Annotated in this window: 23 protein-coding genes; 6 read left to right on the forward strand and 17 right to left on the reverse strand. The window is 61.1% G+C overall.

Annotated features, from left to right (window positions below):
* The first annotated feature begins 43 nt into the window (after positions 1–43).
* The gene (locus EDF73_RS01405; RefSeq protein WP_165905618.1) at positions 44–1537 is read left to right on the forward strand and encodes an amidase; all 1494 of its coding nucleotides are present in this window, start codon (positions 44–46) and stop codon (positions 1535–1537) included.
* On the opposite strand, the gene EDF73_RS01410 is transcribed toward EDF73_RS01405, so the two are convergent.
* The 7 genes from EDF73_RS01410 to EDF73_RS01445 all read right to left on the reverse strand — a co-directional run bounded on the left by EDF73_RS01410 (position 1504) and on the right by EDF73_RS01445 (position 8178).
* Positions 1504–2184, reverse strand: coding sequence for a GntR family transcriptional regulator (locus EDF73_RS01410; protein WP_132724954.1), 681 nt, complete (start codon positions 2182–2184; stop codon positions 1504–1506). The genes EDF73_RS01405 and EDF73_RS01410 overlap by 34 nt on opposite strands.
* Before the next feature lie 355 nt (positions 2185–2539).
* Complete coding sequence (locus EDF73_RS01415) at positions 2540–3556, reverse strand: iron ABC transporter permease (protein ID WP_132724956.1); 1017 nt, start codon at positions 3554–3556, stop codon at positions 2540–2542.
* The gene (locus tag EDF73_RS01420) at positions 3553–4509 is read right to left on the reverse strand and encodes an ABC transporter substrate-binding protein (protein ID WP_132726246.1); all 957 of its coding nucleotides are present in this window, start codon (positions 4507–4509) and stop codon (positions 3553–3555) included. Before EDF73_RS01420 ends, EDF73_RS01415 begins: the two co-directional genes overlap by 4 nt.
* Positions 4510–4517: 8 nt before the next feature.
* Positions 4518–5342 carry an ABC transporter ATP-binding protein gene (locus EDF73_RS01430; RefSeq protein WP_243655188.1) on the reverse strand — a complete coding sequence of 275 codons (825 nt, stop codon included), beginning with the start codon at positions 5340–5342 and terminating at the stop codon, positions 4518–4520.
* 16 nt (positions 5343–5358) lie between these two features.
* Positions 5359–5778 carry a TraR/DksA C4-type zinc finger protein gene (locus tag EDF73_RS01435; protein ID WP_132724960.1) on the reverse strand — a complete coding sequence of 140 codons (420 nt, stop codon included), beginning with the start codon at positions 5776–5778 and terminating at the stop codon, positions 5359–5361.
* A 47-nt stretch (positions 5779–5825) separates the two neighbouring features.
* Positions 5826–7019 carry a GTP-binding protein gene (locus EDF73_RS01440; RefSeq protein WP_132724962.1) on the reverse strand — a complete coding sequence of 398 codons (1194 nt, stop codon included), beginning with the start codon at positions 7017–7019 and terminating at the stop codon, positions 5826–5828.
* 178 nt (positions 7020–7197) lie between these two features.
* Positions 7198–8178 carry an AraC family transcriptional regulator gene (locus EDF73_RS01445; protein ID WP_132724964.1) on the reverse strand — a complete coding sequence of 327 codons (981 nt, stop codon included), beginning with the start codon at positions 8176–8178 and terminating at the stop codon, positions 7198–7200.
* 79 nt (positions 8179–8257) lie between these two features.
* Between EDF73_RS01445 and EDF73_RS01450 the strand changes: the two genes are divergently transcribed.
* Both EDF73_RS01450 and EDF73_RS01455 read left to right on the forward strand, forming a co-directional pair.
* Entirely contained in the window at positions 8258–9217 is a 960-nt protein-coding gene (locus EDF73_RS01450; protein ID WP_132724966.1) for an oxidoreductase, read from the forward strand.
* Between the two features lie 25 nt (positions 9218–9242).
* On the forward strand, positions 9243–10310 hold the full coding sequence (locus EDF73_RS01455; protein ID WP_132724968.1) for an aldo/keto reductase: 1068 nt from the start codon (positions 9243–9245) through the stop codon (positions 10308–10310).
* A 52-nt stretch (positions 10311–10362) separates the two neighbouring features.
* Here EDF73_RS01455 and EDF73_RS01460 read toward each other — a convergent pair whose 3' ends face one another.
* From EDF73_RS01460 to EDF73_RS01480, 5 genes are all read right to left on the reverse strand, one after another.
* Positions 10363–11112 carry an anti-sigma factor gene (locus EDF73_RS01460; RefSeq protein WP_132724970.1) on the reverse strand — a complete coding sequence of 250 codons (750 nt, stop codon included), beginning with the start codon at positions 11110–11112 and terminating at the stop codon, positions 10363–10365.
* The gene (locus EDF73_RS01465; RefSeq protein ID WP_132724972.1) at positions 11109–11615 is read right to left on the reverse strand and encodes an RNA polymerase sigma factor; all 507 of its coding nucleotides are present in this window, start codon (positions 11613–11615) and stop codon (positions 11109–11111) included. Before EDF73_RS01465 ends, EDF73_RS01460 begins: the two co-directional genes overlap by 4 nt.
* Positions 11616–11618: 3 nt before the next feature.
* On the reverse strand, positions 11619–12170 hold the full coding sequence (locus EDF73_RS01470; RefSeq protein ID WP_132724973.1) for a cytochrome b/b6 domain-containing protein: 552 nt from the start codon (positions 12168–12170) through the stop codon (positions 11619–11621).
* Positions 12167–13225, reverse strand: coding sequence for a catalase family peroxidase (locus tag EDF73_RS01475; RefSeq protein WP_132724974.1), 1059 nt, complete (start codon positions 13223–13225; stop codon positions 12167–12169). Before EDF73_RS01475 ends, EDF73_RS01470 begins: the two co-directional genes overlap by 4 nt.
* Positions 13226–13341: 116 nt before the next feature.
* Positions 13342–14211 (reverse strand): LysR family transcriptional regulator, encoded by an 870-nt coding sequence (locus EDF73_RS01480; protein WP_132724976.1) that lies wholly within the window; start codon positions 14209–14211, stop codon positions 13342–13344.
* Between the two features lie 116 nt (positions 14212–14327).
* Between EDF73_RS01480 and EDF73_RS01485 the strand changes: the two genes are divergently transcribed.
* Together EDF73_RS01485 and EDF73_RS01490 are read left to right on the forward strand one after the other, a co-directional pair.
* Positions 14328–15857 (forward strand): MFS transporter, encoded by a 1530-nt coding sequence (locus tag EDF73_RS01485; protein WP_132724978.1) that lies wholly within the window; start codon positions 14328–14330, stop codon positions 15855–15857.
* Complete coding sequence (locus EDF73_RS01490; RefSeq protein ID WP_132724980.1) at positions 15850–16629, forward strand: metallophosphoesterase; 780 nt, start codon at positions 15850–15852, stop codon at positions 16627–16629. The genes EDF73_RS01485 and EDF73_RS01490 overlap by 8 nt, the downstream gene beginning before the upstream one ends.
* Before the next feature lie 7 nt (positions 16630–16636).
* Here the strand turns inward: EDF73_RS01490 and EDF73_RS01495 are convergent, their stop codons facing one another.
* From EDF73_RS01495 to EDF73_RS01515, 5 genes are read right to left on the reverse strand one after another with little or no spacing between them, the layout of a single operon-like run.
* Positions 16637–17380: an ABC transporter permease gene (locus EDF73_RS01495; RefSeq protein ID WP_132724982.1), complete on the reverse strand. Its 744-nt coding sequence runs from the start codon at positions 17378–17380 to the stop codon at positions 16637–16639.
* On the reverse strand, positions 17377–18567 hold the full coding sequence (locus tag EDF73_RS01500; RefSeq protein ID WP_132724984.1) for an ABC transporter substrate-binding protein: 1191 nt from the start codon (positions 18565–18567) through the stop codon (positions 17377–17379). The genes EDF73_RS01495 and EDF73_RS01500 overlap by 4 nt, the downstream gene beginning before the upstream one ends.
* Positions 18551–19351, reverse strand: coding sequence for an ABC transporter ATP-binding protein (locus EDF73_RS01505; protein ID WP_132724986.1), 801 nt, complete (start codon positions 19349–19351; stop codon positions 18551–18553). The genes EDF73_RS01500 and EDF73_RS01505 overlap by 17 nt, the downstream gene beginning before the upstream one ends.
* The gene (locus EDF73_RS01510) at positions 19348–20406 is read right to left on the reverse strand and encodes an acyl-CoA dehydrogenase family protein (RefSeq protein WP_132724988.1); all 1059 of its coding nucleotides are present in this window, start codon (positions 20404–20406) and stop codon (positions 19348–19350) included. Before EDF73_RS01510 ends, EDF73_RS01505 begins: the two co-directional genes overlap by 4 nt.
* Positions 20407–20439: 33 nt before the next feature.
* Positions 20440–20991 (reverse strand): carboxymuconolactone decarboxylase family protein, encoded by a 552-nt coding sequence (locus EDF73_RS01515; protein WP_132724990.1) that lies wholly within the window; start codon positions 20989–20991, stop codon positions 20440–20442.
* Positions 20992–21100: 109 nt separating this feature from the next.
* On the opposite strand from EDF73_RS01515, the gene EDF73_RS01520 reads away from it, so the two are divergent.
* The gene (locus tag EDF73_RS01520) at positions 21101–22039 is read left to right on the forward strand and encodes an AraC family transcriptional regulator (protein ID WP_132724992.1); all 939 of its coding nucleotides are present in this window, start codon (positions 21101–21103) and stop codon (positions 22037–22039) included.
* The last annotated feature ends 62 nt before the right edge of the window (positions 22040–22101 follow it).

Here is a 22101-nt window from a genome sequence, read left to right on the forward strand (position 1 = left end):
ATCGTTACGTAACGAACTTTTCCGCATAACCATAGGTGATAATGTGATAACCCCACCCTTTTCAGTCTTCGATTCCGCGCGCCATCAGGCAGCACGCATAAAACACGGTGAAATCAGCGCGGTTGGGCTGGTCGAGGCGCATTTAGACCAGATCGCGCGATTTAATCCGCGTATTAATGCGGTGGTTGTTTTGCTGGCTGAACAGGCGCTGGAACAGGCCCGGGAGGCGGATCACGCGCGGGAAGCAGGCCGGGCGATCGGACCGTTGCACGGCGTGCCGATCACGGTCAAAGAGTCCTGGGACGTCGCCGGGTTGCCCGCGACGTTTGGCTTACCCCATCTGCGCAATAATATCGCCGGGGAAGACGCGCTGGCGGTCTCGCGCTTAAAGCAGGCGGGCGCTATCGTACTGGGAAAAACCAACGTTCCCCCGAACCTCGCCGACTGGCAAACCCGGCACCCGGATTATGGCGCTACGCTTAACCCGTGGGATGCGCAAAGCACCCCCGGCGGATCGTCCGGCGGTTCGGCGGCAGCGCTGGCCTGCGGCTTTTCCGCCCTTGAGCTCGGTAGCGATATCGGCGGCTCGATAAGAATGCCCGCCCATTACTGCGGCGTCTGGGGACATAAACCCAGCTACGGCGCAATCCCCGGACGCGGCCATGCCCAACCGGGAAATATCGCCCCGGCGGATATTGCCGCGTTTGGTCCGCTCAGCCGCAGCGCTGGCGATTTACGGCTGGCGCTGGATCTGTTAGCCCATCCCGACCCGTACAGCTGGCCGCGGATGCGGCCCGTCCTTGACGACGCGCGGCCGCGCCACGGCGCGCATTTCCGGGTGGCGATATGGCGCGACGATCCTCATTTTGCAGTGCGCGGGGAAGTTAGTCTGGCGCTGGATCAGGCCGCCGAATCGCTGCGCCGCGCCGGCGTGAAGGTGGTCGAAACAGGGCGGCCGTCCTTCGACAGCCGGGAGAGTTATGAGGTGTACGTTCAGTTGCTGAGAGCCGCCACCAGCGGTCGGCAAAGCGACGAAGCCTTTACCGATCGCCAGCATCTCTGCCAACAGTTAGCCGACGACGACAAAAGCTACCGCGCTCTGCTGCTGCGAGGCAATGTGCTCAGCCATCGCCAGTGGCTGGCGCTGAATCAGCGACGCTACCGACTGATGGCGGCGTGGCAGGCCTTTTTTAATCAGGTGGATTTTTTGCTCTGTCCGGTGGCCAGCACCCCTGCCTTCCCGCTGTTTAATAATGTGCCGAAGGAGGATCGTTATCTGGAGGTCGACGGGCGGGCGCTGCCGTCGGCAAATGACTATTTCTGGCTGGGGCTGGCTTCTGCCTGTGGATTACCAGCGACCACCGTGCCGCTGATGCGCACCGCCTCGGGCCTGCCGGTCGGCGCACAGATTATTGGCCGTTCAGGGGCCGATCGCGCCTGTATCGCGCTGGCAGAAATACTGGAGCGGCACCATTACCGCTTCACGCCGCCGCCGGCAATCTCTCAGCCCGCGTTATCTGCCTCCCCGGCCGACTGAAGGCTGGCGAGATAGGCCCGGCCGCGATCGGCGGCATGCCCGACGTGCCCCGCCATCAGCGTACGGGCTTCATCCGCGTTACCTTCGCTGATGGCGGTTAAAATATCGGCGTGGGATTTAAGAATGGAAGCCGTGTCACCCGTCAGCGTTATGCCCTGAACCGGCAGGGCTTTCCATAAGCTGGTAATAAATTCGGCCAGCAGGGTTGAGCCGCTGGCTTCGGCGATCTTCAGATGAAACAGCTCGTTGAGCCGACTAAGCTCGCGCGCATTTTGGTTCTTTGCCGCGGCAAGCGAGGCTTCATAGGCGGCGGCAATCTCATCGATCTGCGCTTTATTGGCATGCATGGCGGCAAGACGCGCGGTCTCCGGTTCGAGAATCGCGCGTAACAGGGAAACTTCATCCGTGCGGCTGAGTTTTTTCTCGGCAATCACCGCCGCATAATGCGGTTTGCGCACGATAAACCCCTGCTCGGCCAGCAGCGTAAAGGCATCCCGTACCGGCGTCAGGCTCATCCCTAAACGCTCAGCCAGTTCGTTGAGCGTGACTTTTTGTCCCGCTTTCAGTTCTCCGCTTTGAATAGCGCTAAGCAGCGTTTGGTATGCCAGCTCACTTTTCGTCAGAAAACCACGGACCTGATCAATCATATTTTATTCCTGCTGCCTGTGCCGTCAAAATCCACCCGGGAGAGCCCGCATTTTACGGCATCAGATCGATCCCCGCCAGCTTTCGCCGGTACAGGGCGCCCTCCCTGGTGCGTATGGCCTTATCGCCAGTTCAGCGTTTCGTCATCGATGATGAGCTCAATCACCCCGCCGCGCGATACCGTGCCAATGACCGGACAATGACGGGTAAACTCCAGCGCCAGCGCGGCGAGTAACATCCTCGCGCTCTTCGACCTGCCGATCGACGCCCGGGCGACGATCGATGCCCGAAAACGCTCACCTTTACCCCATTGAGGGCAGCGCCATGACCCTGGCGCTTGCCGCCGCCGGGCGTACATTATTCCCCCGACGAGGAGGAACGGGCAAGTAAGGTGATGATAAACACGCCGCCAATCCCGGCGGTAATGATCCCTATCGGCAGTTCCTGCGGGGCCAGCAGCGTGCGGCTGGCAATATCGCCGCCGCACAGCAATACCGCCCCCCACATCCCGCACAGGGGCAGCAGCAAGGCATGTTTAACCCCGGAAAAGGGTCGGCATAAATGAGGCACCATCAGCCCGATAAAGCCAATCACGCCGGTTAAGGCGACTAAAAAAGAGGTTGCCAGCGCACAGCAGAGGAAAATCTCCATCCTCAGACGGTTGACGTGGATCCCCAGCGACAGCGCCGTTTGTTCACCGGCCAGCATGGCATCCAGAGAACGCCATCGCCACAGCACCAGCGCACTCAGTAATAACAGGCTGCACAAGGCAAAAGGCAAGGTTTGCCAGCTGGCCAGCCCCAGCCCGCCGAGGGACCAGAACAGCACCGAGCTGGCGGCTCGCTGGTCACCGGAAAAGATCAGATAGCTGGTCACCGCGCCGAACAGAAAGGAGATGGCGAGCCCGCAGATCACCAGGTGTCCGGCCCCGCGCTGCCTTTTGAAATGGAACAGCAGCATCACCGCCGCGGCGGAGCAGATCCCGCCGACAAACGCCGAGGCCGGCAGCGTGAATGCGCCCAGCCGATCGCCAAACCGGGTAATGACCAGCACCGCTCCCGCCGACGCGCCGGATGATAGCCCGAACAGAAAAGGGTCGGCCAGATCGTTACGCGTCGTGGTCTGTAGCAAGGCGCCGACCATCGCCAGCCCCGCCCCCGTCAGTACCGCGAGGAGCGTCCTCGGCATGCGGACATCGATCACGATTCGGCTGACCAGATCGGAGACCGGTACCTCCGCCAGCCCCAATGCGCCCAACACCTGCATCAGCGATAGCGCAACGGCGCCTTTGGCGATACTGAGCAGCATCAATCCGGCCAACGCCACCGCCGCGATCCCCATCGCCCAGGGGTACCGATACGCGGCGGATATCATGGCGTCGCCGTCGGGTACAGCGCCCGCGCCAGTTTTTCGACCGCGGTGACATTCGCCGGACCGGGCGTCAGTTCGGCGTACTGTAGCTTCAGATAACGCTGATGTTTCACCGCCGGAGTCAGTTTCATCAGCGGGTGGTGTTCCAGGAAGCGGCGAAGCGCATCCGCCCCACTGCCGGTCTGATAATCCAGCAGGATAATAAAGTCCGGTTCGCTGGCGGCGACGCTCTCCCAGGAGGTGGTTCCCCAGCTGATGTTCAGCGCCTCCATGGCGTTTGTCGCGCCGGCAGCTTCGATAATCGCCGTCGGCATCGCATACCGCCCGCTGGTAAACGGCTTGTCTTCCCCCGAATCATAGACGAACACCTTTAATGGCCGGGTCCCTTTCGGCGGCCCAGGGAGGGCGCTGAGGGTCTTTTTCCAGCCATTCACCAGCGCCTGAGCCTCCTTTTGCTTGCCAAAAATTTTGCCCAGCGTCAGCTCATCCTGATAAAGCAGATCCATACTGGCTTTACGCTTATGCGCCGCGGTGAACACACAGCTCTCGCTGAGCACAAACGTCCTGATGCCATATTGACCGAGTACCGCAGGCGTTACCTCGCCCCCCACCTTCATACCGTAGTTCCAGCCGGCGAAAAAGAAATCGGGATTCGCCGCCAGCAACGTTTCCAGCGCGGGGTATTTCGGCGCCAGTTCCGGGATCGTCCCCATTGCCTTTTTAAATTCCGGCGTCATTTTGTACCAGCCGCTGATACCGGTCAGCCCGACGATACGATCCTGCAGATGCAAAGCGAACGCCATTTCCGCCATATTGAGGTCGTTAATCACCGCCCGCTTCGGCGCTGCCCTGAACGTCACGGGCACGCCGCAGCTCTCTATCGTGACAGGAAAATCAGCGGCCTTCGTCGCGGAAACCGCCAGCACCGCCACCAGGCTTAACAGCCATTTTTTCATCATGTTCCTCAGTCAGTTAGGGTGTTGCAATCAGATACTTCGAAGATCCGCAGCGCCTTCCCCGTATGGGGGTGGGCTACGGTAAAGCTGGTCACCCCCAAAACGGGCCGCAGATACTCCGGGACCAGCACCCGCTCCGGGGTATCGCAGGCCACCGCCCTGCCTTGCGACAGGAGCAAGACGCGATCGGCAAAGGGTTCAATCAGCGACAGATCGTGCAATACCGCGACCACCGTGATGCCCTTACTTTTCACCAGCGAAAGCAGCTCCAGCCGCCCCGGGGGATCCAGATGATTAGTGAGCTCATCAAGCAGGAGCAGGCTCGGCGTCTGGGCCAGCACCCGCGCCAGCGCCGCCCGCTGCCTTTCCCCTCCGGAAAGCGCGGACAGCGATCGCTTGCGCAATCCCTGTAACCCGGTCTCGTTAATGGCGTTCGCCACGATGGCATCATGCATGCGGCGCGGCATATCCCGGGCATGGGGAATACGCCCCAGGGCCACATAATCCTCAAGGGCCAGCCGCATATCGGGCGCGTCGTTTTGCGCCAGGATAGCAATCTGCTTTGCCCGCTGGGACAGTGACAACCTGGAAAGCGAACGCCCCAGGAGCTGGATATCGCCGTGCAGAGCGGTCAGCTGCTGGCCGATCGCCCGTAGCAAAGAGGTTTTGCCGCTGCCATTGGGCCCGACAACGGCCAGGCACTCCCCCGCCCGGACCTCAAAATGCACGGAGGAAAGCAGCTCTGCGCCGCCGGGCCGCAGTAGCGATGAAATGTTGACGCGCAGAACCTTCTCCGGGAGCGCGCCGGGAGTGACCGAGGGTAAAAGACGCAAACCTTCCTCCATGCCCTTAGCGGCGATATAACGTTTCCAGCCGTTCCTGCCTGGCCCGGGCATCGACGCTCAGTTCGGCGGTCGGCCGCAGCATTAACCGCGGGAGGCCAATAGCTTCCCCCGTTTCCCGGCAGTAGCCATACTCGCCATGTTTCAGGCGCTGCAGCGCCCGATCGCATTGCAGCAGCAGCCTGCTGTGGCGTTCGATGTGGCGTAACAGCAGCCGCAGAGTTTCTTCCCGCGCGGCCATATCGCCCTCATCGCCCGGGTCATCGGCTAACTGCAGCTGCTTTTTCAACCCGGCAATATGTTCCAGCAGTTGCGCACGCTCATCGTGCAGCAGCGCGGCGAAGAACGCCCGCTGCCGCGCGTTCATATACTCCTCTGGCGGCATGGCCAGGATCTGCTTTTTCTCTTCCGGTAATGGTTTACTCATTGTGTACTCATTCATCTCTCCCTCCGGGTCACGCTCCTGCATATCGCTTACGCCTGTAGTCGCGCCACACGCCTGGGCCAGGGGTCGGCGAAGGTGCCCCCCGCCGCCCAGTGGTCAATTTCCGCCTCCGTCAGAAAACAGCGTTTCAGCGCCGCGACAAAGGGCTCGAGCTCGCTGCGCTGTCCGATCACCGTCAGCCGGCAGCGTCGGTCGCCGAAACGGCCCGGCCACTGCTGGTGTAACTGCCGGCGCAGCACCTCCCGTTCTTCTGCCGTCAGCCGCGGATCCGCATGCGTCAGCACCCCGGCCTTCCAGTAGCTGACAAACCCCAGGCTGATGCTGCCCGCCGCCTGATTCCACAGCAGCGCCAAATCATCCCGGCTCGGTAGCCAGAAGAAGCCTTTGCTGCGATGTATTCCGGTGCCCAGGAACCGGTGGTAGGTATCCCATAGACGCTGGGGATGAAAAGGCCGGTCGTCTTCCAGCACCCGCGCTGCTATGGCGTGAGATTGTTCCCCCCCGCTTTCGAGGTCGTCCTCCAGCTCGGCAATCAGCGTGGCGACCCGCTCAAAATCATATTCCGACGCGGCGAATACGTCGGCGAGCGGTAAATTGCCCCAGGGTACGGCCAGGACGGAAACATAGGGGTTGATGACATGCAGGCTCTTCGCCATGGCGGCAATGTGTGCAAAAGGCAGGCGATCGTTTTTGGTCAACAGCAGGTGACTACAGAACAATACCTGCTCCGCCAGCAGGTTTTCGGTTCCCCGGCGCCCGCGCCGCAGATTCTCCTGCCACGCGGTGAGCAAGGTCTCGCCGTCAGCAAAATCATCGTGCAGCATCACGGAATCAACCAGCGTGAACAGCCCTTTCAGGCTGACCCGCGGATGGTCGCGCAGGTACTTCACCAGCGGCAGCGGATGGCTGCTCCCTGAAGTTTCCAGCAAAATATGAGCGGGCCGGCGGTGGGATAGCAGCTGTTTCAGCGCGGCGTCCAGTTTCTGTATGCCGCTGGCGCTACTGATGCTGTCGGCGGAAATAGTGACGAAATTGTGCCGATCCGCGCCGACAATGTCGGTACCGGCAATCAACACGCCATCGATATCCAGTTCACTCATGTCGTTAACAATGACGCACACCGAAAGCTGCCGCCGGTGCGCCTGCGCCAGTAAACGAGTTAACAGCGTGGTTTTCCCCGCGCCGAGAAAACCGTTCAGGATCGTCAGGGGGACTCTTTCCATACATTTCTCTCAACCGCAAACCGGCGCTGGCGCGTCCAATCCCGCCAGCCGCCGATAAGATTTCATGTGTTATGATATAACATAACATTTAATAATGAGAGAGAGCAACCATGGCGCAGGAATGGCGGTCATCACGAGAAAGGTGCCATCACCCGGCGTCAGCCCGGCCGCGCGGCGATTAAAAATCGCCGCTATCCGATGCGGCGGAGGGCGTCTGTTCAGGCGTCTCACCCGATGCGCCCCGGCGATAATAGCCGGGCGCCACGGCCATCACCCGCTTAAAGGCGCTGCTGAACGCGCTTTCGGAAGCGTACCCGACCTTCATCGCCACCTCGGCGATCGCCTCCCCCGCCAGCAGCTCGCGGCGCGCCAGATACATGCGCCACCGCGTCAAATAGGCCAGCGGCGGCATCCCCATCTGTTCACGAAACCTCACCGCCAGCGAGGTTCTCGACATTCCGGCGTGCTTCGCGAGGCTGTGCAGGCTCCAGCGGCGGGAGGGCTCGCCATGAATGCAGCTGAGCGCCAGGGAGAGCCGCGGGTCGGCAAAACCTTTCAACCACCCCTTATCGTCCTCCGGGGCGTGAGCAAGCCAGGCCCGTAATGTCTGGGTGAAGAGCAGCTGCGTCAGTCCGGCGATCGCGCTTGCTCGCCCTGGACGGTGGCTGGCCATTTCGCTCACCAGTTGCCTAAGCAGCCAGGAGAGCGGCTCGGCTTCAACGGCGCCGCCGCGAACGTGGATCAGCGGCGGCAGCCCGCTCAACAGCAGCGCCTGGCGGTCGGCATCCAGCCGGACTTTGCCGCCCAGCATGGTGAAATCCTGCCCGTGGCCCAGGCAATACCGATCGTCGTCGTCTCGTGCGATCGGCGCCGTCCCGGCGCCGGGTATCAACCCGGCGTCACTGGCCAGCGTCAGGGTACGCGTACCGTTGGTAATCAGGACGTCGCCGGTCTCCGCCAGCCGCGGCGGGGACGTATCGTCCAGCGAATACCAGCAGCGCCCTTGGGTTAGCGCACAGAACTTAATCGCATCCAGATTGGCAAAACGGCGCGCCCACGTCCCGCCGGCCACCAGTCGCCCGGACAGATCACACTCAACCTGCAGGAAATCCAGCAGATCGGAGAGCGGGTCGGGGGGTAAATTTGAACTATCACGCATAAAAATTGCACTTTCACGGCTTCATCGTTCAGTGAGGACACTCTAGCATGTGCTAACCCCTTCGTCCCGGAGAATCATTATGTCCACCCCGCAATCGCCTATAGCTTCAGGTTTTAGCGCTACCTCCACCCCCGAGGAGGTGATGCGTCACATTGACCTTCGCGGGAAATACGCCATCGTGACCGGCGGTCACTCAGGCATTGGCCTGGAAACCGTCAGGGCGCTACGCGCCGCTGGCGCCAGAGTGATGGCTCCCGCCCGCGATGTCGCCAAAGCGCGGGCTGCCCTTGCCGATATGCCGGACGTCATGGTGCAGCCGCTGGATCTGATGGACCCGGCCGCTATTGACCGTTTTGCCGATGCGGTGCTCGCCGGTACCGATACCGTCGACATTCTGCTGAATAATGCCGGTATCATGGCTCCGCCGCTCACCCGCGACGCGCGCGGCTACGAAGCGCAGTTTTCCACCAACCATCTCGGGCATTTCCAGCTGACGCTGCGGCTGTGGCAGGCGCTTGCCGCCGCGGGGAACGCGCGCGTCGTCGCCTTATCTTCTTTGGGTCACCGCTATGCGCCGATCTGCTTCGAGGATAGCCAGTATACGCAGCGGCCCTACGATCCCTGGCGCGCCTATGGCCAGTCCAAAACGGCCAACTCCCTGTTTGCCGTCCATCTCGACAGACTGGGGCGCGAGTCCGGCATTCGCGCTTTCGCGGTGCATCCCGGCAGAATCCCCGCCACGCAGCTAAGCCGCTTTATGACCCCGGAGGAGAAGGCGGCGGTGGCCCAGGCGGCGCAGGTTGGCCCGGACTTTGTCCCCTCGCCGCTGAAAACCCTTGCCCAGGGGGCGTCCACCAGCCTGTGGGCCGCCACCAGCCCGCAACTGGCCGGAATGGGCGGCGTCTACTGCGCCGACTGCAATATTGCGGCGCGGGTTGCCGACGATAGCCCCGACGTCAGCGGCGTGCGCCGCTGGGCGATAGATCCCCGGCAGGCCGAGCGCCTGTGGGACCTGTCGCTGACGCTGATCGGACAATAATTTTCTACGCACACAGGAGAACGTTATGCCTCTCAATCACTACATTACGTTGGGGCGTTCCGGGCTGCGGGTCAGCCCATACTGCCTCGGAACCATGACTTTTGGCGAAGACTTTGGCTGGGGCGCCAGCCCGCAAGAGTCGTTTGCCATGCTTGACGAGTACAGAAGCCGCGGCGGCAACTTTGTCGACACCGCCAATATCTACACCGCCGGCCACTCGGAGCAGATTGTCGGCGACTACATTAAGCACCGTGCGCTACGGCGCGATGAGCTGGTGCTGAGCACAAAATTCTACTGTAACCTCTTTCCCGGCGACCCAAACGGCGGAGGCGCGGGGCGTAAAGCGCTGATCCAGCAGTGCGAAGCCTCGCTGCAACGCCTGCAGAGCGACTATATCGATATCTACTGGCTGCATAACTGGGATCGCGCCGCGCCTGTTGAAGAAACGCTGCGTGGGCTCGACGATCTCGTTACGGCCGGTAAAATTCGCTATGTGGGATTCTCAGATATTCCGGCGTGGAAGACGGCACAAGCGCAGACGATTGCCCGCTTTCGCGGCTGGGCGCCGATTATTGCCCTTCAGCTTGAATATTCTCTGCTGGAACGCACGAGCGAGGGAGAGCTGTTCCCGCTGGCACAGGAGATGGGCATGGGGATCCTGCCCTGGTCGCCGCTGAAGAGCGGCTTCCTGAGCGGCAAATTCCGCCGCGACGGTGAAGGCAACGTCGATACCCGACGCACTAACATGGTTGGCGTGCCCGCCCCGGCGGATTACGCGGTGATTGACACGGTGGCCGATATCGCCTCGGCGCTTAACGTCAGCCCGGCGGCGGTGGCGCTGGCCTGGGTCCGCTCGCAGCCGGGGGTCAGCTCGACGCTGATCGGCGCCCGGCGGCTCGATCAGCTGCAAACTAACCTCGATTCGCTTGAGGTGACGCTGTCGGCGGAACAGCTCACCCGGCTCAGCGAGATCTCAAGACCCACGCTGAATTTCCCGGCCGACAACAACGCCACGCTGGCGCCGATGCTCGCCTTCTCCGGCATGACGGTAGACGGTCAAACGGTGCCTTCGTTCACCCCGCACGCCTCCTGAGCGAGGGCGTAAGCCAATCCACCGGCGCGGCGGACCAACCGCGCCGGTGGGTTTAGCCCATTTCGCTGCTAATGGCCTCGCGTAACGCCGGTAAATTTTCCCCGCTAACCGGGCTCACCACCGCATAGTTGTAATGGCTGTCGCTCCAGTATTGCGCGACCAGACCATCGCTCTGCCGCGCCCCTTTGCTCAGGTGGGTCGCCTGATGGCGAATATACCAGGCGATCCGCTCCCCACCGGCGGTTTCATAAAGCACTAACGCCGATGCCCCCTGCTCGCTGGCCATCAGCCGGGCGCCGATCAGCGTAAAGCCATAGCGTTCAAGATTCGGCGGGAGCGTGCCGTTGATAAAGTAGCGCCGCAGCCAGTTTTCCAGCATCGGCGGCTGGCTGGTGCGGATATCCATACTGGCGAGCTGCGGGCGATCGCCAAACAGTTTATAGGCCTGTACCGCGTCTTCCATCGGCAATGCCCGCGATTGAACGTGTTCTTTAAGCTGCCAGCCGCCGAAGCTTCCCGTCCCCAATGCCATCACCAGGGCAAAGGCCAGCGTAAGGCGCTGAATACGCCGCTGCCGCAGACGAAAACGCAGTATCGTTGGGTCAGAATTGACTGACAGATAACGGATATCGGTTCGGTTCACGGCGCGTTGCAGACGCAGCTTATCCTGTCGCCATCCTTCCACCTCCCGGGCCATGGCGGGATGCTCGCGTAGCCAGGCTTCTATTTCCCGGTTGGTCCGTTCGTCGGTTTCACCATCTAACCAGGCGTGAAACAGGCTTTCATCAGGCAGATTGCTCATTTTAATCTCCTTAGCACTACCGGCGCCGCGTGCTCCTCAGTCAACTTCCGCAGCTGCTTGCGGGCTCTGGATAGGCGCGACATCACCGTTCCGGGAGGGATATTGAGCGCCTCGGCGGCATCCCGGTAGCTCATCTCCTCCACGCTGACCAACAGGAGCAACGCCCGGCTCTCCGCGGGTAAATGCGCAAACAGCGCCAGCATTTCATCAGCCATCACGCTGTTTTCACCGGTGATCTCCGTTTTATCTTCCCCCTGAAAAAACGTCAGCAGCTTTTGCCAGCGCTTGCGCCTTCGCTCTCCGTCAACAAACTGGTGCCAGAGAATCGAGAACAGCCAGGTGCGCAGATGCCGCACCTCATCCCTGTGAGCCGGGCCATCCAGCGCTTTGATCAGCGTATTCTGCACCAGATCCTCCGCGGCCATGACGTCCCGCGTCAACCATAGCGCAAAGCGCTGCAAATGCGGGAGCAGTTCGCGAATATCATCATCGCTAAGCAGCATCGTTCACCCTCCCGGGCGCCGACGAACGCCGCTCATGCTGCTGAATACCCCGTCACGCAGGATCAATCCATGTAGCAGCGCCGCCGCGACATGCGCCAGCACAACGGCGAACAAAGCAAACGCCAGCAGGGTGTGTAAAGGACGCAAAATGACGTACAGATCGATATTCACCGGCAGCAATGCGGGTAACACGACCCCACTCCACAGCGTGACGGGATAGCCGGCGGCGGAAAGCATCGCCCAGCCGACCAGCGGTTGGGCAACCATCAATAGATAAAGCGCCAGGTGGGAAAGATAGGCCATCCTTTTTTGCCAGTGGGGCAAAGTGCCCGGCAACGCCGGCGCGCCATAGCGCCAGCGGAGAAAAATACGCAGCAGCACCAATACGCCGATGGCGGCGCCAAGGGGTTTATGCACGGCAAGTAATAGCGAGTGGCTGGATGACACCGTTGAGACCATCGCCACGCCAATAAACAACATCGCCAGTATCGCCAGCGCCATCAGCCAGTGAACAAGGCGCAGCAGCGGATGAAAGGTCGTCGCCTGAGTTTTCATGAACGCTTCTCCTGACCCTGACGGGCTTCTTCGGTCGTACGCAGATTAAACGATTTGGCATAAGCCGCAGAGCGGGCGTTGAGCAACGGATCGTCGGAACCGGCAATCCCGTCCGGTAGGATCAGCGGGTCGTAATTAATATTGTTACACGCGCCCCCCTGCTGATCTTCAGCCTGGTGAATCACCACGGTCCCCGCCACCAGCGAGGGATTCTCCTGCGGCCAGGCTTTCGTCGCATCGTTTATCGGGTCTCCCGGCTGAGCGACGGTAATCAGCAGATCCCAGGATAACGGTCCCGCGGCCAGACGGGTTTTCAGATCGCTGGCAAGATAGTTTTTATCCTCTTTGTCCTGCGCTGAAACAGGCTGCCACGGGGAGTGCGGCACCAGGCTCCAGCGCACAAAGTGGCTTTGATTCTGCGCATCAATAAAGCGGAACGCATTTAAGCTATTGTATCGCTCCTGCGCCCAGCTGGCGGCCAGGACATGCGTTTTAGCCCACTGGAAGAAGGGTTTCGCTTCCGGGTGCGCCTGCATAAAGTGCTGCATTTTCTGTGGATCGGGTTTTCCGTTCGCCGCCTGCGGGCGGGTAGCGATTTGTTGGTCATAAAATCCCTGCGGGGTGGAGACGCTAAAGAAAGGCAGCGCATTCATACCGCTGCGCCACTGCTCGCCATCCGGCAGGTGGAACGCCAGGGCGAAACTTCTCACCGGCACGGCGTAATCCGGCGCGCCCGGGTTACCACCAGCGATCGCCAGCCGGCCGGTCACCGGCACGTTTCCCGGGCGAAAGACGACCGCTCGCGAAAGCGTTGCGGCCTTGCCGTTGGAGATAAACTCGCCGCTCACACAAACGCCTTTGGCATGATTGCGGCGAAAACCGGGATGCACGCCGCCATTTTTTTCCAGCACCTCGATGAGCGTATTCGCCGAGAGCCGGTTCGGCGTCAGCCAGCCTCCGGCCCAGACAAAGAGCAGCAGCAGGGCCGCAGGTATGGCGCCGACGAGCAGCAACAGGAGAGTTTTATGAGCAAAAACGCGGTCGGGTGTTTTCATCTTAGAAGCTCGGTCACGATAGAGTCTCCATAAGACGAACGGGGAACGGGTTTATTCCCCCGGGACGCAATTTTTTTATCCCGGCATCTCGCCCCCTGCCACGCCGCCGCGCTCCGCTATGCCGTTTGCGCCATCGCCATAAACTTTTTAATGACCGGCGCACGTTCGCGTTTGCGATACAGCAGCCAGATTGCCGAGGGAATATCCGGTGCGGCGATCTCCCGATAGACCACTTCGCACAGAGAGATTGCCTGGCTGAGGATCACCGGCACCACCGCCACGCCGTTGCCGAGCGCCACGTTGGCCAGCACTTCCGTCAGGCTGCCCGCCCGCAGGGTGTTGTTCAGCATAAATCCGCCGCGGCGCGCCACCTCCCGGGTACCGGAGACCTGCTCGGGTAAAATAAAGGTTTCTGCGCTCAGGTCGGCAGGGTCAACGCTGGCTTCACCTGTCGTCAGCGGATGGGTCGCCGGCAGAGCCAGGCAAAAACGGTCCTGCTGTATATTAATATGGGCCACCTCGGCGGGTAGCGCGACCGGCGCACGCACCAGCGCCACATCAATTTTTCCCTCGACCAGCGCGGAAGCCATACCGTCCATCGCCATTTCATGAGCCTGGACAAAGACATCGGGATGACGCTGTCGAAAATGAGCGACCTTCTGACTCAGGCTACCCGACATCAGCGCCGACGCGACGTAACCGACGCGGATATAACCCCGTTCGCCGCGCGCGGCGCTAAGCGTTCGCTCCCGGGCCTGGTTGGCATGGGCCAGCGTCATCTGAGCCTCTTCAAGGAGCACCTCACCAGCCTGGGTCAGCTGGACGCGTCTTTTGCTGCGTACAAACAGCGGCGCGCCGAGCTCTCGCTCCAGCTGGCTTATCTGCACCGAAAGCGTCGGCACCGCAATATTCAGTGACTCCGCCGCCGCGCCAAAATGCAGCGTATTAGCCACTTCGACAAAATAACGCAGATGACGAAGCTCCATATTCTCTCCAGATTATTAGGTATTACCTAATAATAATCCCATTCTGTGAAATTGATACTGCGGGCGGCGCGGGCGATCCTGAGAGCCTTCATTCCCCTCTCATTTCAGGAGTCCTGATGGCCCATCACTCTTCCGTCGAAGCGGTTAAATCGCCGGGTTCGGTTCTGCTGGTCGCCTCGCTCGGCTGCGCCATTACGGTGGTCGATACCAATATCGTCGGCGTAGTGCTGCCGACGATCGCCCAGGGGCTCGGCGCCACTTTCTCCGCGATGGAGTGGGTTATCGGCGCCTATGTCCTCTGTTTCTCCTCGCTCCTGCTGCCCGCCGGTTCGCTGGCGGATCGTTTTGGCCGCCGGAAAGTGCTGTTGTGGGGGATCGCGCTTTTTACCCTGTCATCGCTGGCCTGTGGAGTCGCGCCAACGGTGAGGTGGCTCAATTTTGCCCGCGCGGCGCAGGGCGTCGGTTCGGCGCTCCTGCTCGCCCCCGCCCTGGCGATTATCGGTCATACCTGGCGCCTCCCCGCGGAGCGCAACCGCGCGTGGGCCATCTGGGGAGGGATAATGGGCATCACCATGGTGCTGGCGCCGCTGGCGGGCGGCGTTATCAGCGCCCTGCTTGGCTGGCGATGGGCCTTTTATATCAATATCCCCATCTGCCTGCTGCTGGCCCTGCTGGTCCTGCGGGTGATTGAGGAATCGCGTCACCCTGATGCCGGAAAACTGGATATCCCCGGCATCGTGCTATTTATCGCCGCGATGTTTATGCTTACCTGGGCCTTCATTCTCGCCCCGGAACGCGGCCTGCTCAGCCCTGAAACGCTGCTGCGCCTCGCCTGCAGCCTGTGCTTTTTTGGCGGTTTTGCCTTCGTCGAAAAACGGCAACGCGCGCCAATGCTGGATCTGCGCCTGTTTCGTTCCCTGCCCTTTATCGGCGCGGTGCTGGCGATGTTCGCCTACGCCGCCACCACCCAGGTCATGACCTCGCTCTTGCCGCTGCTGTTACAAAATGTCGAAGGTAAATCAGCGCTCCACGCCGGTATCGGCATGCTCCCTTTCGCCCTCGCGATGCTGGTCTTTCCCGTCGTGGGGCGCTGGTTGGCGCATTACCTCGCCGCCCGCTGGCTGCTGGCGATCGGGCTGCTGCTGGTGGCGACAGGAAATCTGCTGATCGCCTTCGCCGTCCAGCAGCAGATGAGCGGGCTTGTCGCCGGCGGGATGATGCTCCTCGGCAGCGGCGGCGGAATGCTGAACGGCGAAACGCAAAAGGCGATTATGGGCACCGTCCCACACCAGCGGGCCGGGATGGCTTCCGGGATCAGCACCACGGCGCGATTTTCCGGGATCCTGCTCGGGTTCGCCATTCTGTGCGCTATCCTGGCCAGCAGCCTGCGCCACATGCTGAGCGCCTCCCTGCAGGCAAATCACCTGCCCCTGCATCAGGAGGCGCTAGCCCGGCTGGTTACCGGCGATATCGCGCGGGCGCTGGCGAGCTATCCTCCGCAGCAGGCCGGGATGCTGCGGGAACTGATGCATAACGCTTACCGCAGCGGCTTTGCGGCGCTGCTGATCGGCGCGGCGCTGTTCGCGTTCTGCTCGGCGCTCTTTGTGATGTGGTCAATGAACATGAAGGGGAAAGCCCATGGTTGATTTTACCTTCGCCGCGTTCAGCGATGTACATGCCAACCTGCCGGCGCTGAAGGCCGTGCTTGATGATATCGGGCAGTACCGTGTCGATGCCCGCTACTGCCTCGGCGATCTGGTGGATTTTGCCCCGTGGCCCAATGAGACCATTGCGCTCCTGCGCCAGCAGAATATCCCGGTGGTACTCGGTAACCATGACCGCCGCGTCGCCTGCAACGAACCGCTGAAGCCGCTCCCCTGGCATAGCGCGGCCGAGCGTGAGGCTCGCCGTCTGGCCGTCAGACTCAGTAAACGAACGCTAAGCGAAGAGAACCGACGCTGGTTGCAAAACCGCCCCACCTCCCTGCGTCTGAATATTGGCCCGCGCCACGCGCCGCTACGGATCCTGTTGGTCCACGCCAGCCCGCGTTCGCTGTCGGAGTATTTGACGGCGGAGGTCAGCGATGCGCAGCTGATGGCATACCGGCAACAATATGCTTTTGATGTGCTGATGGCCGGGCATACGCATCGCGCCGGGGTCAGAACCGTGACGTCAGAGCAAGGTCAGTGCATTATCGCCAACCCGGGGGCGACCGGGCGAATCAAACCCGGTCAGCCGCAGGCAAGCTGGCTTTTAGCCCGCTACCAGCGGGGAACGCTCACCCTGGACGTCAGGAGCGTACGCTACGACGTTACCCGCACGGCCCAGGCGATCCGTGAAAGCGCCGTACCCGACTTCTACGCCGATGATTTAATGCGCTACGGCATGCCGGGCACGTTTGCCCTCGGCGGAGGTTAACCGCTATTCAGGCGCTCACCGCCTGAATCAGATATCTGGCCAGCCAGTCCATCAAAAAACCGATCGCACCGATGGTCACAATCACCGCCATCAGCGCGGAATAATCCAGCCGGTCGCGGGCATCGAGAATGGCATACCCCAGCCCTGAGCTGACCCCCAGCATTTCACAAGGCACCAGCACAATCCACAGGATACCGATGGCCAGCCGGACGCCGGTGAGAATGTGGGCGCGCACGCCGGGCAGAATAATATGCCAGAGCGTTTCCCTGCGCGTGGCGCTCAGCGAACGGGCCAGCAGCAGCCAGCCGGGCGGCAGTTGCCTGACGCCGCTGGCGGTATTAAGCAGAACCGGCCATACCGCGGCAAAGCTGAGCAAGAACCAGATCGGGCGATCGCCGATCCCCAGCAGCATTACCGCCACAGGCATCCAGGAGAGCGGCGATATCATACGCAGAAACTGCATCGCCGGCATCGCCAGACGCTCGCTTGCCGGCGAGCAGCCAATCAGCAGACCGAGCGGAATGCCGACCATCAGCGCCAGCCCCAGTCCAACCGCCACTCTCGACAGGCTGATCGCGATATTCCGCGTCAGCTCCCCCTGGATAAGCATCTCCCCCAGGCTGCGGAAGGCGTTTTCCGGCGCGAACAGCCCGGCCATACCTCCGCCAAAGTGCGCGACCAGCCACCAGACCAGCAGCAAGAGCGCAAGGCCGGGCAGCGCCCAGCCAATACGAATGAAAAACAACTTCATGGCGCGATCGTTTCCTTGCGGTCAAAAGCCTGGTCGGCCAGACCAAACGCGGTCATGCCGCCGGCGCGAGCAATACTCTGACGAACAAACTCCGGCTCCACCAGCTCGGCGGCGACCTGCTGTGCGTCCAGCTGTTCGAGGAAATCGCGGTTCCCCTCCATCACCGTCAGCTTTAGCTGCTCGGTCAGCGAAGCGAAATAGCTGCCGTAAGGCCAGGGCTGGAAATCAATCCGCTGCTGGTGCCAGTCTTCATGGCGGATCGCGCCGTCCTTTTGCCAGCCGGCCTGCATCGCCGGGGTGGGCAGCAATACCTGACGGAGCACCTCGGCGTCGTGCGGCGTATAATGATGCTCGTCGCCGCGCCCCAGCAGTTGCGCTGTTTCCGCCCGATGCTGGCGGATCCATAGCTGCGCGTTAACCAGCGCATCGGTCACGCTCTGGCTCCACGCCGGGCGCGTGGTCAGGTCGCTTTCATGCATCATCACCACGCAGCAGGCATGGTTTTGCCAGACATCGCCGGTAAAGCGCAGGATGCGCCCGACATGGCGCGCTTCCGCCAACGCGTTAAACGGTTCGGCGACGATAAAGCCCTGAATCTGCCCGGCCGCCAGCGCGGGCACCATATCCGCAGGCGGAAGCACCAGCAGACGGACCTGCTTTTTCCCCGGCGTGCCGGTGACCGCCTGCAACCCGGCGCTGCGCAAGATTTGCTGAAGCACCACGTTATGTATTGAATACCAGAAAGGTACGGCGACGGTTTTCCCTTCCAGCTCTTCCGGACGGCTAATCTGCGGCGCAACGGTCAGCGCCGAGCCGTTGGTATGGTTCCAGGCCACCACCTTTGCCGGTAGCTTCGCCTGGAAACGCGCCCAGATAGTGACCGGAGAGAGCATATGGATAACATTCACCCGGCCGGCGATAAACGCCTCTGTCAGCTGTGACCAGCTGCGAAACATCACCGGACGTTCAGCCTTCACCCCAGCCTTGTCGAACAGGCCCAGCCCGTGCGCCACCAGCAGCGGCGCCGCGTCGGTAATCGGCAGATAGCCGACTCTGACCGGCGCATCCGGTTCGGCGGCGGCGCGGGCCTGCTGCTGCATAATCAGCGGCAGAGCGGCTCCGGCGCTCAGCAGCGCGCTCAGTTTCAAAAAGTCGCGGCGCGACACCGCATCACACATCAGGCACATAGCGTTTCTCCGCATCGGTATCAGAGCGCACATCGCGCAGTTTTTTCAAAATATCCAGGCGCAGGGCGGCCAGCGCCTCCAGGGCATTATCGCGTGGCTGGGGAATGTGCGGGCGCCATTCGCCCATCAGCCGCCCCGGGCTGCCGCCCAGTAAAACGACCCGGTCGGCCACCAGCAGCGCCTCATCAATGTCATGGGTAATCAGCAGCGCCGACATCCGGTGTTGATTGAGCACGGCGATTAACAGCCGCTGCATATCATGACGGGTGACTTCATCCAGCGCGCTGAACGGTTCGTCAAGCAGCATCACCTTCGGTAGCCGAGCCAGACACCGGGCTAACGCCACGCGTTGCGCCATTCCGCCGGAAAGCTGGGCCGGCAACTTGTTGCGATGTTCGCTCAGGCCAACTGCTGCAATCGCGTGCCGCACGCGTTCCCGACGTTCCTGCGCGTCAAGACGCGGCTGATGGCGAAAATCCAGACCAAAAGCGACGTTTTGTTCCAGAGTACGCCAGGGCAACAGCGTGGCGTCCTGGAAAGCCACCGAAAGATGGGGGTGCGGGCCGTTCAGCGGCAGGCCGAGGTAACTCACCTGGCCGGCCAGCGGCGTTTCCAGCCCGGCCAGGATCCGCAGCAGGCTGGATTTCCCGACGCCGCTGGCCCCCACCACGGCGACAATTTCATTTTCCGCCAGTGAAAAGCTGAAATCCTGCAGCAAGCGGGTCGTCATCTGCCGGCGGCGATACCCCACCTCAAGGTGGCTGGCATGTAGCAAAACGCTCATGACGGCTGCCTTGCCAGCTGCTGTTTTAGTTGAACAACGCTGGGCGTGACCAGCGGCAGGAAGGCGCATTCGCGCCAGCGGCGCGCAATCTGATCGCCCTGCGGCGACAGGTAGGCCCGGCCTCCCGCCAGCATTAATTCCAGCTGCATGACGCTCATCGCCAGTTCGACCAGTTCGATGCGCAGCCGGAACAGTTCACCAGGCTGCTGCACAAACCGCTGGCATGCCACGCCGCCGCAGAGGCCGGAGCGGATCTGGTGATAGCGCTGGGTCAGCGCCTGCCATTCGCCGCGCAGCACATGGCCGTCGCTTAATCTGTCGCGGCACTCGTCAAGGATGCGTTCGCTCAATCCCAGCGCCATACCGCACTGCAAACCGAGAAAACGCGGGCGCACGGCGGGCAAGAACGTCCGGGCGACAGGATGAATCACGCACTCTTTCTCCAGCACGACATCGTTGAAACGCAGCGCCGCCGTGGCGCTGCCCTGCATCGCCATCAGGGCAAGATCGTCGGAGCGCGCCACGCCAGCGAGCCCGGAGCCGATACTGGCGATAAACGGCTCGCCGCCCGTCTCAGGCAGAACCACCGTCACCGCCTGGAAACCGCTGGTTTGTAAATTGGTGACCCAGTACAGCTGCCCGGAAACCCGCCAGCCGCCCGCCTTGTCAGGAACGCCGCCGACCTGAAGCTCTTCCAGTCCGCAAAGGAATTTCATCGCGTTGGATAAGCCGGTCGCCCCCGCCAGCCGGCCGGCCAGCAGTTCGGGTAATAGCCGCGCGCATAACGCGCTCTGCGGCGCCTGCGTCAGAATGTCGATATAGGTACGATGTCCCCAGAACATAAACGCCGCCGTCAGCGAATGGCGGGCCACCGCGCTGATGGCGTCGATCGCGTCCAGCAGCGTACCGCCGCTGCCGCCGACCGCTTCCGGTACCCCGATGCGAAATAAGTCCGCCTCGGCCAGCTTTTGCAATAGCGTATGGCTGAGCTCGCCGGAGCGATCCAGCTCCACAGCCCGGTCGTCAAGCCACTCGCGTAATGGGTGATGTAGCATTCGCACTCTCCTTCAGCAGACGATACGCCAGGTTCAGTCGGACCAGGCCCATTGGCTTAACTCGGTATTCAGCGGCGTTTGCGCCAGGCTGTTGGCGAAGTTGCACAGCGTGGCCAGACTGACGCCGAGGATCACATCCAGCGCCTGCCGCTCGCTGTAACCCGCCTCGCGAAACGCCCGCCATGCCGCGTCGCTAACCGCGCCGCGGGTGGCGATGACTTCGCGGGTAAAGCTGGCGATAGCCTCAAGATGCGAATCAGGCAGGGTCTGCCGCTCGCGTAGCGCCTGCAAATCGGCCTGTGCCATAATATTTTTCTTTTCTACCGTCGCGCTGTGCCCCGCCACGCAAAAACCACAACCGTGAACGGTGGCGGCAATCAGCTGAACCGTCTCTCTTTCCGCTGCGGATAAACTGTTATTATTATTTATACCGCCAACTGTTATATATGTTTCCAGCGCCTGCGGTGAATTAGACAGCGCCAGTAATAAATTAGGAATAAAGCCGGAAGCACGCCGGGCATTTTCCAGATACGGTTTTGATTGCGCTGGTGCGCTTTCCAGAGACTGCAAGGTAATTCTTGACATAATTATCCTCCCGTTAAATTCCAACCAGTATGTTTTTATTGCACACCAGGAGCAACACTGATAAAAAGTTGATTATTGTTCATTCGTCCTTTATTTATTCTTTTTTACTATGCTAAATAACGAATGGTTATTAGATAACCTGAGTATTGAGAGCACCGTTTACCACGTGGGTAAATATTGCGGGTCGTGGAAAGGCGGCACTGCCGGCAGCGGTAAGGCCAGCTATCATCTGGTGATGGAGGGTCACTGCTGGCTGCATCTGCCCCCTCTTCCCACACCGACGCGGCTGGAAAAAGGCGATATGGTATTTATTTTACAGGATTGTCCATTCGTTCTTTCCTCGCAGGCCGATGCGCAAAGCGCATATCGGGCGCCGCTCCGGGAAATGCAGCCGCTCTCTTATAAAGACGAAACCAGCACGGCATTAACCTGCGGTTTTATTATCTTTAAAACTGCCATTAGTCAGATGGTGCTAAGTTTTTTACCGCCGGCGATCGTATTTAAGGCAGAGGATGACCTCTCCGGCTCAATCAGCAAACTGGTGGCGGTGATTAATCAGGAGGCGACGCAGACGCACTATGCCAGTGAAAAATTCATCGCCTCGCTGACCGAATTGCTGTTTTTCATGGTAATCCGCCACTATTTATCCTGCCATACGATTAAGACGCCGCTGGATAAGGTTCCTGTGGCGACGGAGTTTCTCCATCTGATGGCGGAGATCGTCCTGTTTCCGGCACGCTGCTGGACCGTGGAGACGATGGCGCGTACGTCGGGCATGTCCCGCTCGTGGTTTATTCAGCGTTTTAACCAGGTCTCGCCGCTGCCGCCGGCGGAGATAGTGCGCCATATTCGCATGGCGATCGCCTGCCAGCACATCGGCAACGGTGTGAGCCTGACGCAGAGCGCGGAACGCGTCGGCTATCAGTCCCAGGCCGCGTTTAACCGCGCGTTTCAACGTGTCACCGGCGTCACGCCTGGCCGCTACAGCCAGCATTGCCGGGACAACGCCGCAGCTCAGCAGGCGCTCTCCCGATCTCCCGCCGTATGAACCATACAATATCGCAATTGTATGGTTTATTGTATGCATACAATATTTTATAATACCGCTCT

The sequence above is a fragment of the Klebsiella sp. BIGb0138 genome, assembly GCF_004342285.1.
In the GTDB taxonomy this organism is placed as follows: domain Bacteria; phylum Pseudomonadota; class Gammaproteobacteria; order Enterobacterales; family Enterobacteriaceae; genus Klebsiella.

Coding starts and splice junctions, on each gene's coding strand:
- EDF73_RS01520 (WP_132724992.1), top strand. CDS start 21,101: ATGCTAAATAACGAATGGTTATTAGATAACCTGAGTATTGAGAGCACC.
- EDF73_RS01420 (WP_132726246.1), bottom strand. CDS start 4,509: ATGAAAAAATGGCTGTTAAGCCTGGTGGCGGTGCTGGCGGTTTCCGCG.
- EDF73_RS01440 (WP_132724962.1), bottom strand. CDS start 7,019: ATGGAAAGAGTCCCCCTGACGATCCTGAACGGTTTTCTCGGCGCGGGG.
- EDF73_RS01505 (WP_132724986.1), bottom strand. CDS start 19,351: ATGAGCGTTTTGCTACATGCCAGCCACCTTGAGGTGGGGTATCGCCGC.
- EDF73_RS01460 (WP_132724970.1), bottom strand. CDS start 11,112: ATGAGCAATCTGCCTGATGAAAGCCTGTTTCACGCCTGGTTAGATGGT.
- EDF73_RS01500 (WP_132724984.1), bottom strand. CDS start 18,567: ATGTGCCTGATGTGTGATGCGGTGTCGCGCCGCGACTTTTTGAAACTG.
- EDF73_RS01510 (WP_132724988.1), bottom strand. CDS start 20,406: ATGCTACATCACCCATTACGCGAGTGGCTTGACGACCGGGCTGTGGAG.
- EDF73_RS01410 (WP_132724954.1), bottom strand. CDS start 2,184: ATGATTGATCAGGTCCGTGGTTTTCTGACGAAAAGTGAGCTGGCATAC.
- EDF73_RS01470 (WP_132724973.1), bottom strand. CDS start 12,170: ATGAAAACTCAGGCGACGACCTTTCATCCGCTGCTGCGCCTTGTTCAC.
- EDF73_RS01490 (WP_132724980.1), top strand. CDS start 15,850: ATGGTTGATTTTACCTTCGCCGCGTTCAGCGATGTACATGCCAACCTG.
- EDF73_RS01485 (WP_132724978.1), top strand. CDS start 14,328: ATGGCCCATCACTCTTCCGTCGAAGCGGTTAAATCGCCGGGTTCGGTT.
- EDF73_RS01480 (WP_132724976.1), bottom strand. CDS start 14,211: ATGGAGCTTCGTCATCTGCGTTATTTTGTCGAAGTGGCTAATACGCTG.
- EDF73_RS01445 (WP_132724964.1), bottom strand. CDS start 8,178: ATGCGTGATAGTTCAAATTTACCCCCCGACCCGCTCTCCGATCTGCTG.
- EDF73_RS01465 (WP_132724972.1), bottom strand. CDS start 11,615: ATGCTGCTTAGCGATGATGATATTCGCGAACTGCTCCCGCATTTGCAG.
- EDF73_RS01435 (WP_132724960.1), bottom strand. CDS start 5,778: ATGAGTAAACCATTACCGGAAGAGAAAAAGCAGATCCTGGCCATGCCG.
- EDF73_RS01450 (WP_132724966.1), top strand. CDS start 8,258: ATGTCCACCCCGCAATCGCCTATAGCTTCAGGTTTTAGCGCTACCTCC.
- EDF73_RS01515 (WP_132724990.1), bottom strand. CDS start 20,991: ATGTCAAGAATTACCTTGCAGTCTCTGGAAAGCGCACCAGCGCAATCA.
- EDF73_RS01475 (WP_132724974.1), bottom strand. CDS start 13,225: ATGAAAACACCCGACCGCGTTTTTGCTCATAAAACTCTCCTGTTGCTG.
- EDF73_RS01455 (WP_132724968.1), top strand. CDS start 9,243: ATGCCTCTCAATCACTACATTACGTTGGGGCGTTCCGGGCTGCGGGTC.
- EDF73_RS01495 (WP_132724982.1), bottom strand. CDS start 17,380: ATGAAGTTGTTTTTCATTCGTATTGGCTGGGCGCTGCCCGGCCTTGCG.
- EDF73_RS01415 (WP_132724956.1), bottom strand. CDS start 3,556: ATGATATCCGCCGCGTATCGGTACCCCTGGGCGATGGGGATCGCGGCG.